The organism is Bacillus sp. EU63, assembly GCF_038592915.1.
Lineage (GTDB): Bacteria > Bacillota > Bacilli > Bacillales > Bacillaceae > Bacillus > Bacillus velezensis.
The window spans coordinates 1,814,882-1,828,542 of the sequence record NZ_CP151944.1 but is presented as its reverse complement, the minus strand read 5'-3'; the positions used below and the strand labels follow the sequence as shown (position 1 = coordinate 1,828,542).

Sequence of the window (13,661 nt, the reverse complement as noted above, 5' to 3'; positions counted from 1 at the left end):
TATACAAATGGAGTGGATGAAGTGGATATCGCTGATCAAGCCTTTGTCAAAAAAGTTAACCAAAAGTTATTACTAAACGAAATACTTAAGAATTCTCCTATTTCAAGAGCAAAATTATCTGAAATGACCGGATTAAATAAATCAACTGTTTCGTCACAGGTAAACACATTAATGAAAGAAAACCTCGTATTTGAAATAGGTCAGGGACAATCCAGCGGCGGCAGAAGACCTGTCATGCTTGTTTTTAATAAAAAAGCAGGATACTCCGTAGGAATAGATGTTGGCGTGGATTATGTTAATGGCATTTTAACAGATCTTGAAGGGACGATCGTCCTTGATCAACACCATCGTTTGGAATGCAATTCTCCAGAAATCACTAAAGATATTTTAATTGAGATGATTCATCACTTTATTACGCATATGCCCCAATCTCCGTACGGGCTTATTGGTATAGGTATTTGCGTGCCCGGGCTGATTGACAAAAATCAAAAAATTGTTTTCACTCCGAACTCCAACTGGAGAGATATTGACTTAAAATCTTTCATCCGAGAGAAGTTCAATGTGCCCGTTTTTATTGAAAATGAGGCAAATGCCGGCGCATATGGAGAGAAAGTATTTGGAGCTGCAAAAAATCACGATAACATGATTTATGCAAGTATCGGTACAGGAATAGGGATCGGCGTTATAATCAACAATCATTTATATAGAGGGGTTGGCGGATTCTCTGGAGAAATGGGACATATGACAATAGACTTTAAGGGTCCTAAATGCAGCTGCGGAAACCGAGGCTGCTGGGAATTGTATGCTTCAGAGAAGGCTTTATTAACATCTCTTCAGACGAAAGAGAAAAAAGTGTCCAGCCAAGATATCATAGACCTCGCCCATCTGAATGATGTTGGAACTTTACAGGCATTACAAAATTTTGGTTTCTATTTAGGAATAGGCCTGACCAATATTCTAAATACATTTAATCCGCAAGCCATCATTTTAAGAAACAGCATCATTGAATCGCATCCTATGGTTTTACATTCAATTAAAAGTGAAGTGTCATCCAGGGTTTATTCCCATTTAGACAATAGCTATGAATTATTACCATCTATCCTAGGAAAAAATGCACCCGCTTTAGGAATGTCCTCTATTGTGATTGATCATTTTCTCGACATGGTTCATAACTGAAATGTACATACTTCTACGTTTACGCTCATCTTTAAAGATGGGTTTTTTTATTCTATGAGTATTTCTGAATCAATACTGACATAGGCACCTTCTAATATGAAAAAGGAGTTCTAAAATAGAAATCTCCTTTTTCATGTGCTAATTATTTTTCTTTATAACGGAAATATCTGAAGTCGGCCGGAATATGATTACCGCTCGTATCTTGGCATTGCATCCCTACAAAAGCTCCTGTAAAGAATCCCCCGCCGCGGATGTAATCATCTGATAATTTTTTCGATTCCAATGCAATGTCAATTTTGTGCCAATCTTCGTTGTTAAATGAATAGAAATAATAATATTTTTCGTTTTCAATATTCACTTTTAAATAGACATACTTGACTTCACGAGGAATCACAATTTTATTTTTTAACGGTTGTGAAAAAGAGAAGTTATCACATATCGTTAATTCAAGAATACGGCCAAGATCTTCATCATACGTGACTTGAAGAGCCGTCCAGTTCTCTGTATTGTAATAGTTCACCAATCCAGCGGCTTGTTGAAAATTTTCCGGATAAAACGCAACAGCAGTTTCGGCTTCAAAATGGAGACTTTGCCAGCGTCTGGCTACAAATGCCTGAGTAAATGTCGAAGTTAAGGATTCATGGCCGTATAATCGTAAATGATTTGGCACTTGAGTTAATGATCCTAATTTCTCCGTAAACGGAATTCTTAACGTTTGAAAATTAATATTTAATGTTGCATCCTCAAATTCATCAACTTCCGGATACGTGTCTTCAAACATTGTTTCAGGTATAGAAGGCGCATCCACCTCCAAGCTCCCTTCTTTTCCGCCTGCTACATAAGGCCAGCCATCTTTCCAATAGAGCTTTTGAATAGCTGTTTCTCTGCCCAGAGGACAATATCCTCTCTGCTGAAAAATTGAATCATTGTCCGGATGAATGGGACGTCCCGTTAAATGAGCTAAATACCACTCACCTGTATGTGTTTGTACAATGGATGCATGTCCGCATTTTTGCAGCGGATTTTCCGGCGCATGCCATGACGTTAAGATTGGATTATCAGGATGAACTTCATATGGGCCTTCAATATTTGCAGAACGGGCAATTGTAGCAGCATGTTCGAACCGCGTTCCTCCTTCTGCGGTTAATAAATAATAATAGTTCCCGATACGGTAAAGGTGCGGCGCTTCTGTCAGCTTTCTTTCGGTTCCTTTAAATATCACTTTCGGTTTACCGATTAGTTTTTGCTCCTCATCAGAATATTCCTGCATGACAATGCCTCCAAAGGAGTGCCGATCAATACGCTGATCCCATAACATATTTAATAAATATTTTTTCCCATCCGTATCATGGAATAAAGAAGCATCAAAACCCGAGCTGTTTAATGGTATCGGCTCCCCCCATTCACCATTAATCGTGTCACAAGTCACTAAATAATTGTGGCAATCTTTCCAGGCGCCATCTACGACCTTAACATCCGTATAGATCAGCCAAAACTTTCCGTCACTGTAACTTAAACATGGCGCCCAGACCCCGCCTGAATTAGGATTTCCTTTCATGTCTAATTGCGATACTCTCTGTAATGGATGTGCAACTAAGTGCCAATTGACTAAATCTTTTGAGTGGTGTATCTGGACTCCCGGAAACCACTCAAATGTAGATACAGCGATATAATAATCCTCTCCAACCCTGCAAATACTCGGATCGGGGTTGAATCCTTTAAGTACTGGATTGATAATCTTCATTTTGAACTCCTCCTCAGCTATTTTCTGTTGACTCATCATGTTTTAAGCATTGAAATCGTCAATATGATCCAAATAAACTTTGTCTCTATTCTCTAATTCTCGAACCATGCTTTTATATTTTTTCTCATCTAAGTTATAGAAATTAATATCAATCATGGCCAGAACCAGTAAGAACACGGGAATAATGGTTGTTGTAATTAAAATTCCCGTCAATGCCTCCGGCGTTTGCACCTGATTTGCCACATATCCAAACTGATCTAGAACCAAACCCGGTACAACCCCTCCCAAGGCCATGCCGAATTTAAAGAAAAATCCGATAATAGCGTATATGAGACCGCCCATTCTTTTCCCGGTCTTATACTCTCCATATTCTATTGTTTCAGGAATAAGCGCCCACATATATCCCCCGGCAGTGAGACTTCCGGCAGCGGCCAGTAATCGAAAGGAAAGTATGAGGAATACATTACTTGACGGAACGAAAAGTAAAGCTAAGAGGCCGATCATATTCAGTAATAATGCATAGTTTAGTAATTTCTTCTTCCCTAATAATTGATGAAGCTTTGGAATAAACGGTAAAATGACCAAAGCAGGCAAACTTCCCAACAAACCGTACCACTTCACCAAATCCGCTCTTTCTAAATTATACGTTACGTAATAGATGCCAACCGAATTACTGATTGAATTCACTCCAAAAATAATAATAAAGAAAATACTTAATACAACTAGAGGCCGATTAACACGAAATTGCTCAAATATATCCGAAAATTTAATTTTTTCTTCGGATTTTTGAAGCGTTACACGCTCTTTTGTGCTTTTAAAACAAAAGATTAAAAGGCACCCGCCTATAACTCCCATAATACCCATGGTTAGCTGCCAGCCAAGAGATTCGCTGCCGGAAGTATCGCTTAAATAAGCAGCCAGTAAGGGAACAAAAAATGCAACGACAAGTCCCCCAAGATTCGCAAATAACATACGGACAGACGTTATACTAACAACTTCTTGATTATTTCTGGTCATTGCAGATGTTAACGCGCCATATGGCACGTTTATCATTGTGTATGTAAGCGATAAGCCGACATAGGTGATATAGGCATATATTAATTTCCCCATATCCGAAAAATCCGGGGTTGTAAAACAGAGTATTGCCAATATGACAAAGGGAAAAGCTCCGAATAAAAGATACGGTCTAAAGCGGCCAAACCTGCTATTTGTTCTGTCAACTATTGTTCCGATAAAAGGATCAGCGAGAGCGTCGATGATTCTAACCACTAAAAACATCGTACCGGCTGCTGCTGCCGATAAACCAAAAACATCTGTATAGAAGAACAAAAGATACGTAGACACTGTTGCATAAATTAAATTACATGCAAAATCTCCAGACGCATATCCAACTTTTTCAACCATGCTGATCTTCTTTACATTTTCACTGAGCATGATTTCCTCCCCTTTTCGATCCTTTACATAAGGAACATGATGAAATGGTATAACATTTCTTCAATTTTATCGGCCAGTGAGCGGCATATAAAAGCGCTTTCAAAAAATGACAGCGGTTTACTTTCACAGAGCATTTTCAACATCCAAATGGTGATCAGATAGCAGTGAACAGGATAAAAGCTTGGCTTTCGCTTTTTATATACCTCCAATTAAATCGAGCCTCTTATCCCCCTCCCATTTAAGACCTTTACATGATGGACAATTAAAGTGGTTTTATTAGTTTGTTGATCGAACAAACTAACTTGATTTCATATTATAAAATCTTTTCTGCTTTTTCAACTCTTTTTTCAGAGAATTTAAAACCGACCAAAGGACATACCATGTTGTTTGCCGACTGCTTCGACAGACGTTAAGTAAAAACCCCCTGTGTCACCTGACTGACTTATAAAATGATAAGCACTTCCATCATCTTTTCGTATAGAAAAACGTATTAATAAACAGGCACTAGAAAAAATGAGAATCATATATAAGTGATATCCCGTTTAATTGGTTGAGGAGGATATTATGAAACCTATGCTGCCTTTTGAAAAGTATTTTGGTGATTTAGAACTGGTTTATGCATTTTATGGAGCTATGCCTACCGGTGTTACTGTTTCAGAAACCGGTCGTATTTTCATTTGTTTTCCGAAATGGGGAGACGATGTTAAATTTACGGTGGCAGAAATAGTTGGGGATAAATTGCAGCCTTATCCTGATTTACAAACTAATTTGGTTAACCCCGAGACTATCAAAATGACTTTCATCAGTGCCCAAAGTGTAGTTGCTGATGGAAGGGGAACGCTTTGGGTACTAGATACAGCGGCGCCCAATTTTTCTGAACCAATTAAAGGCGGGGCAAAATTAGTCGCTGTTGATTTAAAAACCAATACAATCAGAAGAGTGTATACCTTTACAGAAGATGTTGTCCTGCCAACAACTTACCTGAATGATGTCCGATTTGATTTTCGTGTTGGAACTGCAGGTTATGCCTATATAACGGATTCTTCTTCCAAAGGACCAGGAGCGATTATCGTCGTTGATTTGGAAACCGGAAATGCATGCAGACGGTTAAATGGAACAAATCCAACTTCACCGGATTCCTATTTTATACCGAAAGTAGAAGGCAAAATTTTGATGAATCGTAACAGGGATGGTTCAACTTCCCCATTTAGGCTGGCATCCGACGGTATTGCGATTTCTCCTGACGGAAAGGTATTATTTTTTTGTCCACTGACCAGCCGCCATTTGTTCTCGATCTCAACAGAAGCCCTGAGAGATAGAAATATACCGGACATGGATTTACTTTATCATGTGGCGTATTGGGGAGAAAAAGGTGCGTCTGATGGAATGATTACAGATGCAAAAGGAGCCATTTATGCCGGAGATTACGAGAACAATAGTATTCGAAAAATACTGCCGAATGGCACAATGCAAACCATCGCACATGATCCGAGAATTTTATGGCCGGATACTTTTTCGATTGGTCCGGATGGATACTTATACGTCATCGTGAACCAATTACATCGGCAGGCTAGATTTCATTATGGAAAAGACTTACGACAGAAACCTTATAGTTTACTTCGTATCAAAATTGATGAAGCTCCTGCTTTTTGAAAATAAAAATGGCCGGTTCCATTTTAGAGCATAATTGGCTTCATTTAGCCTTCATCCTAAAAGAAATCAAATTTCAAAAGAAAATGAAGAAATCTTATAATATCCTTATTTACATATAAATGGTTTATTCGAGCCATTTATAACGCACTGTTGACGTATATAAGAAAAAAACAGACCTCCCTTGAGCCTCAGAACCTGAAGGAATAGGTCTATCATGAATATCAGATGAGCAAGCCCTTTGATGGGCATCTTTTATTACAGAGCCGGGGCGATAACAACACCCCGGTCTTTTTATTAAGGGTAAAACACTGAAACCCGTCTGTATTTTACAGTTTGTCACGCTTTTCGAGTTGCTCTTTTTTATCAACTCCTTATGCTAATCGCTTAATAAGAATTGCGCCTCACACATACTTCGAGAGGAAGCCAAGTACAGTAAGATCGAAGGTAAAACGAAATTACTATTCCCCGATACGGCCGCCGCAGACTAGCTGCTATCCAGGTTCAGAATGTTCCTCTCGTTCGGCTTCATTCCTCAACACCTTTGTCCCGTATCCGGATACGCCATTAATAAGGGTTAGGCGCGTCACCCGTGTTTTGTTGATAGGTTAAGTTTATCGAGATTTCAAACATAAATAGTCCCCCTTTTCTCCCCCAATTTGTTCCCTGTTTTGTCGGAAATTTGACGCTTATTTGTCGTGTTTTACACCCAAATAAAATAAACAAAAAAGAGCAGACCTAAGTCTGCTCCCTTCAAAATTTTATGATTTGTCATTATCAGATAGCCTTAGAACCGTAATACTCAATAATATTAAGCCTATAAACGTGCCGTATTTTCCGGTATCTATATCTGTGAGTGGAGCTACAATATATTCAATCAGGAATATAATAATAGCTATTGAGACTAATATACGATTCATTTGACATTACCACCTTAATAATTAACCATTTCTCCAGGGTACAACAACAGGGGTACCAATTATCCAATTATAAGAAATTCCGTACTTTCCATTATCGGATACTTTTTTTATGGCATACTTACCAGCAAACATTGCCCCTGCAATTGCTCCAGCATATACTGAAATCCCAGGTTCCATATAAATATGGATGTCTTTCGTTTGGCTGGCTGCTAAGGATTTTTTCTCAATGATCATGCGTTCTTCATCGTCCAGGCTGTTTTCTAACGCCCTTTCCATCTGCTAACCTTCAGTTCATTTAATATATGAAAGAATCTCTGATTGAAGAAAACGGGCTGATGCAACGTCAACCGATTCCTTTTTATTCTCAAGCTGTATTTTTAATGCTCGATAATCTTTGAGTTGTTTGATTACAATTTTACGGACTGCCTTCAATTTACTGGATGAAGGAATGAAAGTTGTTCTGTCACACCCGTCCTCCTTTCATAATTAGGCAATGTTTTATTCAATATCAAGTTTATAAAAACCCAAGCGCGTGATTAAATACCTAAAACAAGAACGATAAAATTTACCAAACACATAATACATAATTTGGAAATAAGATGCCACTGTAAATAATTTTCCAAAGGAGCTGTTTGAGAATGTATCCAGTGTATTACCCTTATTTTGTTCCATATTCAGTTAACCAAGAATTTGATTCATATCGAATTCATGATGAATTCGATCAAAGAAAGTATGAAGGTCGCGTAGGCCAAATTGTTAGAGCCCCTGCAGACACTGAATTTTGGAAAGTTGGTACACGTGTATTTATTCACAGAGTATTCTTTGACTCGCGTGGTAGAGAACATTTATATGTAGTCTATCCAATACAAAACCCTTCAGGACAATGCAGAATAAACGGTGTACAAATCAGCCAACGAAAGTTTGATGGAGTAGCATCCTATAGTGCAATGGAGTAGTTTCTTCTTTCTAGAATAAATTTATTTGACATTTAAACAGAGTTTGCACATGCTCTGCTGTAATATTATAGCCCCTTTATCTTTTTATTAGTTTCATGCTTCTTAATCTTTTTCAATTACAACATTATTTTCCTAAGCATTGCTTCAATTCTTAAAGGGCCGTATATTTTATTTTTAATAACTAAAACAAACTCACGGTCGGTTCCAATGCACGCAAAATCTCCAAATACAATGTTCCTGACTAATCCCATTACTATTTCCTTCTTTTGATCTTCTTAAGATTTAATTCACACAAGCCCGCCTTTCAACAGTTCCCGGGCCATATAACGAAAGGGGTGGTAAATGTAATTTCCGGTAGCGTAGGTCTGATAAATACCGTTGAAAAATTGTAACGAACTTCAAATGTTTTCAAGCTACCCAGCAACGCTTTCGGTTCATACTTTGAACGATATTTCCCGATGAGAATCTTTTGGTATCCTTCCAGGTCTTCCACCAGAAGAGTGAAAGGATGCCTGGATGCCCGAATCAATTCATTTTCAGAACGGGAGCGGTCTTTTCTCGACTGCACCAGCTCGTCCACTCCGTTTTTCCGCAATTGCTGCATTCCAATTTCCTTTGAACTTAATTGCCGCTTTCTTTTTACGGAGATAATCAAGAACATGCTGATTTTTTTGCTCCCTCGTATCCACAATTATGACCATGCTGCCCAGAATTTCTTTTAACTCCGTTTCCGATTAGTTACAGTGAATAATTGTCATGCTTTCTTCCCCTTAAAATACGACATGTCCCCATCATAAATTTCTATGGAAAGCTGGTCCTTTTCCTCGCTCTCAAAGTTTGAAACGGATTCTTTTAGCTCCCCAGCCGTTCTCCCAAAAGAGAACGAGTAATTTCATCACTTTCATAACTGATTCAAAATCATGATTGAACCAGTCGTCTATTTTTCTATTAATATCTTGATCAATGCCCATGTAATAATTAATAATTTTATCTATGGTCTGTTTTACACTATGTTTATGATCCGAGTATTCACCTTTCAAATATCGAATAATACAAGAACGACTGGATCATAAAAGTATTCAAGTTACGTCAAATATTTACTCACACATCAGCAAAAAGATTGACAGAGATTCAATGAATAAGTACGAGGACTATATCTCCACACTTATGGAGTAATTTTTTATTGATTTTTTGTGGGTGTTTTGTGGGTGTTTTGTGGGTGATACTTGATTTATATTAAGATATTAAACTTGTTAAGAAACCAAAAAATCCCCTGACACCAATAGTGCCAAGGGATTGAGAGATTAATACTGAGACATGTATTGTTCGCGCTCCCACGGATGAACCTGTGTGCGGAACATATCCCATTCGATTTCTTTTGCTTCGATGAAGTGTTCGAACAGGTGCTCGCCGAGCGCTGCAACCATGACTTCGTTTGATTTGAATTCGTCGAGAGCTTCCGCCAGTGTCGCCGGAAGATCTACGATGCCGTTTTCCATGCGCTCTTCTTTGCTCATGACGTAGATGTTACGGTCAATCGGAGCCGGTGCTTCAAGTTTATTTTTGATTCCGTCAAGGCCTGCTGCAAGCAATACGCTTAACGCCAGGTACGGGTTTGCCGCCGGGTCTACGCTGCGGACTTCAACACGCGTGCTGATGCCGCGGGAAGCCGGGATACGGATCAGCGGGCTTCTGTTTTGCGCGCTCCATGCCACGTAGCAAGGTGCTTCATAGCCCGGAACAAGGCGTTTGTAAGAGTTCACCGTCGGGTTTGTGACAGCCGTAAAGCTTGTCGCGTGTTTTACGATACCGGCAATGAAATGTTTTGCTGTTTCACTCAGCTGAAGATCAGCGTCTTTATCAAAGAATGCGTTAACGCTATCTTTAAAGAGTGATAGGTTGCAGTGCATACCGGAACCGTTTACGCCGAACAGCGGTTTTGGCATGAATGTCGCATGCAGACCGTGTTTGCGGGCGATCGTTTTGACAACCAGTTTGAAAGTTTGGATGTCGTCACAAGAACGGATGGCACCGGCATATTTAAAATCGATTTCGTGCTGACCCGGAGCAACTTCATGGTGAGATGCTTCGATTTCAAAGCCCATTTCTTCAAGCTCAAGCACGATATCGCGGCGGCAGTTTTCTCCCAAGTCAGTCGGAGCCAGGTCGAAGTATCCGCCTTTATCGTTCAATTCAAGCGTCGGTTCGCCTTTTTCATCTAATTTAAACAGGAAGAATTCAGGCTCAGGTCCAAGATTGAAATCGCTGAAACCGAGTTCTTTCATTTCTTTCAGAATCCGTTTGAGGTTGTTACGCGGGTCACCTTCGAACGGCGTGCCGTCCGGATTGTAAATGTCACAGATGAAGCGTGCTACTTTACCTTTTTCAGCCGTCCATGGGAAGACTACAAATGTGTTCAGATCAGGATATAAGTACATATCAGACTCTTCGATACGGACAAAACCTTCGATGGAAGAACCATCGAACATGCATTTATTATCAAGTGCTTTTTCAAGCTGGCTCACAGGAATTTCCACGTTTTTAATCGTTCCGAGAATGTCTGTGAACTGAAGGCGGATATACTTTACGTTTTCCTCATTTACTAATTTTACGATGTCTTCTCTTGTGTACTTTGCCATTTTGTAAAACTCCTCCTCTAAAAGGTAAATGTATATAGCAAAACAGTTGCTAACGGATTAATGAAAGAATCGGGACATGTCACCTTGGCGGAAAGTATTTCCCCGCTGGAAACGGCCTGCCTGCATCAGTTCGTTTTTCAGAAGCTTTCTGAGTTCGTCATCAGACAGATCGTGCTTCATCGGTTTGGCGGTTTTTTCGGATTTTTCTTCCGGTTCGGCAGATGCCTTATCCAGAATTTGTTTGATCCCCGCCATATTGACGCCTTGTTCAATCAGATTTTTGATTTCTAACAGTTTATCTACATCATGGAATGAAAATAATCGTCTATTTCCTTCGCTTCTCGCTGGAAATATCAATCCATTTTCCTCATAATATCGAATTTGCCGGGCAGAAAGTTCTGTTAACTGCATGACAATCCCAATTGGAAATAAAGGCATTGAGCGGCGAATGTTATCACTCATCTCAATTTCCTCCTTTTCTTATCTTAGTCTCATTATAGGTGATGTTATATTTTGTGTCAACACAATGTAAGGAACCTTAACATCAAATTCTTTGAAAATTGCAAACGGCCTAGATCAGCTCTTTTTCCATTAAAGCATTTACGGCGCTGCAAATCGCATTTTTCACGTGCGCGTAGGTTAATCCTCCTTGGACATACGCCACATAAGGCGGTCTGATAGGTCCATCTGCTGATAATTCAATGCTTGCTCCCTGTACGAAAGTGCCCGCTGCCATAATGACATCGTCTTCATATCCCGGCATATAGCTCGGATAAGGCGTCACATGCGCATTAATCGGTGAAGCATATTGTATCGCCTGGCAAAAAGCAATCATCTTATCAGGGTCCTGAAACTCAACTGATTGAATCAGATCCGTTCTCGGCGCATTCCATGCAGGGTTTGACGTAAAGCCGAGCTTTTCAAGAAAACGGGCGGAAAATACCGCTCCCTTCAAGCTTTGTGCCACTACATGCGGAGCGAGAAAGAAACCTTGATACATTTCCTGCAGTGAATAAAGCGAAGCCCCGGCTTCACTTCCGATTCCCGGGGAGGTCATCCGGTAAGAGCAGGCCTCAATCCACTTGGCTTTCCCTACAAGATAGCCGCCCGTTTTAGCAAGGCCGCCGCCCGGGTTTTTAATCAGGGAGCCGGCCATAAGATCCGCTCCGACGTGGCAGGGTTCCCGCTCTTCTGCAAATTCTCCGTAGCAATTGTCCACAAAAACAATGACATCTTCTTTGATTTCCTTTACGAAACGAATCATCTCTTCAATTTCATTTATTCTGAAAGACGGACGATTCGCATATCCTTTTGAACGCTGGATGCCGATCACTTTTGTATTCGGCCGGATTGCAGCCCGGACCGCTTCAAAGTCCACTCTGCCTTCTGATGTTAAATCGACTGCATTGTATCCGATTTGAAATTCCTTAAGCGAGCCTGAATACTCCCCGCCTCTTACTCCGACGATTTCCTCGAGTGTATCGTAAGGCTTGCCTGTAATATAAAGCAATTCGTCCCCGGGTCTCAGCACACCGAAGAGCGCGATTGAAATCGCATGCGTTCCGGAAATGATTTGCGGCCGCACGAGTCCCGCCTCTCCTCCGAACACATCAGCATAGATCTTCTCCAGTGTATCTCGTCCGATATCGTCATAACCGTATCCCGTTGAAGGCGTAAAATGCGTATCGCTTACTTTATGTTTTCTGTAGCTTTGCAGGACTCTCCATTCATTCCGTTCACTGATTTCTTCTATTCCTTTATGAACGGCGGAGATTTCCGCTTCTGTTTCTTCGGCGGCCTTTTGTAAAAGAGCGCCGTGGGTCAGTGTGTCAAACATGTTGTGTATACCTTCCTTACATGAATTTCTTCAGTTCTCCGAGTATGCTTTGTTCTTCCTGTACATAACCTGAGACTTCGTAGCGTTCATTTTCTTCATTAAAATAAAGGCTGTCGATCATGGTCTCTGATTTGATGCGTGACATCAATTTGCCTTCGGCGGCAGGCACATGAACTTCATACGGCGTCATCAGCTCCTGGCGCAAATAAGCTTCGATTTCCGCTTTTAGTTTTGCTTCATCCCCGGCGATTCTGGCGCTGATCATGATGTGGCCTTCTCCCGCTGTCGGGATGAAGTCAGGAAGTGTCTCATCACGTTTGTTATAAGCGGTCAGCACCGGAATATCATCTGCCTCAAGCTCTTTTAACAGACCGAGGACAGTCTGTTCATGCCCGGCATAATCTTCATTGGATGAATCAATGACATGAATGATCAAGTCTGCTTCCTTCACTTCCTCAAGTGTTGAGCGGAAAGCGGCAATCAGCGTCGTCGGCAGATCCTGAATGAAGCCGACCGTATCAGACAAAAGGACGCTGTAGCCGCTTGGGAGCGCCATCTTTCTCGTCATCGGATCAAGTGTTGCAAACAGCAGATCTTCTTCATAGCTGTCTGAGCTCGTTAATTGATTGAACCATGTTGATTTTCCGGCATTGGTATACCCGACGAGTGCAGCCTGAAGCACGCCGTTCTTTTTTCGTCTCTCCCGATAACGGCTTCTGTGGCGGATAACCGTTGAAAGCTGCACGTTAATTTCGTGTATGCGGTTTCTAATGTGGCGCCGGTCTGTTTCAAGCTTTGTCTCACCGGGCCCTCTCGTCCCGATTCCGCCGCCTTGTCTTGAGAGATTGATTCCTTGTCCGCTCAGACGCGGCAGCGCGTATTGAAGCTGGGCCAATTCGATCTGAAGCTTTCCTTCTCTCGTCTTCGCCCTTTTTGCGAAAATATCCAAAATAAGCTGCGTGCGGTCGATGATCTTCGCTTCAATTGCAGTGGCAAGTGATTTAAGCTGGCTCGGTGACAGTTCATCATTAAAAATGACCAGATCCGCTTCAAGCTCTTCACACAGCGCCTTCAGCTCGTCTACTTTCCCCTTGCCTATATATGTAGCGGCATCCGCTCTGTTCCGTTTTTGCGTAATCCGGGTCAGCACCGTTCCGTCAGCCGTTTTTGTCAATGAAGCAAGCTCTTCCATGGAATGTTCAAAGTGCTCATCTGTCATGTGCGGAAGCTGGCAGCCGACCAAAATGACCGTTTCTTTTTTTCCTTCCTGTTCGTTCAAATGGATGTTCCTTTCTGTGTCGTATT

9 protein-coding genes and 1 pseudogene are annotated in these 13,661 nt (G+C 41.0%); 2 read left to right on the top strand and 8 right to left on the bottom strand.

What is annotated here, in order from left to right; genetic code table 11:
- The first annotated feature begins 21 nt into the window (after nt 1-21).
- Nucleotides 22-1,176 (top strand): xylose repressor, encoded by a 1,155-nt coding sequence (locus NYE38_RS09000; protein WP_017417839.1) that lies wholly within the window; start codon nt 22-24, stop codon nt 1,174-1,176.
- A 142-nt stretch (nt 1,177-1,318) separates the two neighbouring features.
- Here NYE38_RS09000 and xynB read toward each other — a convergent pair whose 3' ends face one another.
- Both xynB and NYE38_RS08990 read right to left on the bottom strand, forming a co-directional pair.
- A complete protein-coding gene (gene xynB, locus NYE38_RS08995) occupies nt 1,319-2,920 on the bottom strand; it encodes a xylan 1,4-beta-xylosidase (RefSeq protein ID WP_017417838.1) in 1,602 nt (533 codons plus the stop codon).
- A gap of 42 nt (nt 2,921-2,962) precedes the next feature.
- On the bottom strand, nt 2,963-4,354 hold the full coding sequence (locus NYE38_RS08990; RefSeq protein WP_017417837.1) for an MFS transporter: 1,392 nt from the start codon (nt 4,352-4,354) through the stop codon (nt 2,963-2,965).
- 564 nt (nt 4,355-4,918) lie between these two features.
- Here NYE38_RS08990 and NYE38_RS08985 point away from each other — a divergent pair.
- Nucleotides 4,919-6,007 (top strand): L-dopachrome tautomerase-related protein, encoded by a 1,089-nt coding sequence (locus NYE38_RS08985; RefSeq protein WP_022553306.1) that lies wholly within the window; start codon nt 4,919-4,921, stop codon nt 6,005-6,007.
- Between the two features lie 938 nt (nt 6,008-6,945).
- Here NYE38_RS08985 and NYE38_RS08980 read toward each other — a convergent pair.
- From NYE38_RS08980 to hflX, 6 genes and pseudogenes are all read right to left on the bottom strand, one after another.
- Entirely contained in the window at nt 6,946-7,200 is a 255-nt protein-coding gene (locus tag NYE38_RS08980; protein ID WP_017417832.1) for a hypothetical protein, read from the bottom strand.
- Nucleotides 7,201-8,167: 967 nt separating this feature from the next.
- Nucleotides 8,168-8,581: pseudogene (locus NYE38_RS08975) on the bottom strand (ERCC4 domain-containing protein).
- A gap of 603 nt (nt 8,582-9,184) precedes the next feature.
- The gene (gene glnA, locus NYE38_RS08970) at nt 9,185-10,519 is read right to left on the bottom strand and encodes a type I glutamate--ammonia ligase (RefSeq protein ID WP_017417829.1); all 1,335 of its coding nucleotides are present in this window, start codon (nt 10,517-10,519) and stop codon (nt 9,185-9,187) included.
- A gap of 57 nt (nt 10,520-10,576) precedes the next feature.
- Nucleotides 10,577-10,981, bottom strand: coding sequence for a transcriptional repressor GlnR (gene glnR / locus NYE38_RS08965; protein WP_007611631.1), 405 nt, complete (start codon nt 10,979-10,981; stop codon nt 10,577-10,579).
- Between the two features lie 109 nt (nt 10,982-11,090).
- Complete coding sequence (locus NYE38_RS08960; protein WP_017417828.1) at nt 11,091-12,356, bottom strand: aminotransferase class I/II-fold pyridoxal phosphate-dependent enzyme; 1,266 nt, start codon at nt 12,354-12,356, stop codon at nt 11,091-11,093.
- A 16-nt stretch (nt 12,357-12,372) separates the two neighbouring features.
- The gene (hflX, locus tag NYE38_RS08955) at nt 12,373-13,635 is read right to left on the bottom strand and encodes a GTPase HflX (protein ID WP_017417827.1); all 1,263 of its coding nucleotides are present in this window, start codon (nt 13,633-13,635) and stop codon (nt 12,373-12,375) included.
- Between the last annotated feature and the right edge of the window lie 26 nt (nt 13,636-13,661).

Coding starts and splice junctions, on each gene's coding strand:
- xynB (WP_017417838.1), bottom strand. CDS start 2,920: ATGAAGATTATCAATCCAGTACTTAAAGGATTCAACCCCGATCCGAGT.
- NYE38_RS08990 (WP_017417837.1), bottom strand. CDS start 4,354: ATGCTCAGTGAAAATGTAAAGAAGATCAGCATGGTTGAAAAAGTTGGA.
- NYE38_RS08985 (WP_022553306.1), top strand. CDS start 4,919: ATGAAACCTATGCTGCCTTTTGAAAAGTATTTTGGTGATTTAGAACTG.
- NYE38_RS08980 (WP_017417832.1), bottom strand. CDS start 7,200: ATGGAAAGGGCGTTAGAAAACAGCCTGGACGATGAAGAACGCATGATC.
- glnA (WP_017417829.1), bottom strand. CDS start 10,519: ATGGCAAAGTACACAAGAGAAGACATCGTAAAATTAGTAAATGAGGAA.
- glnR (WP_007611631.1), bottom strand. CDS start 10,981: ATGAGTGATAACATTCGCCGCTCAATGCCTTTATTTCCAATTGGGATT.
- NYE38_RS08960 (WP_017417828.1), bottom strand. CDS start 12,356: ATGTTTGACACACTGACCCACGGCGCTCTTTTACAAAAGGCCGCCGAA.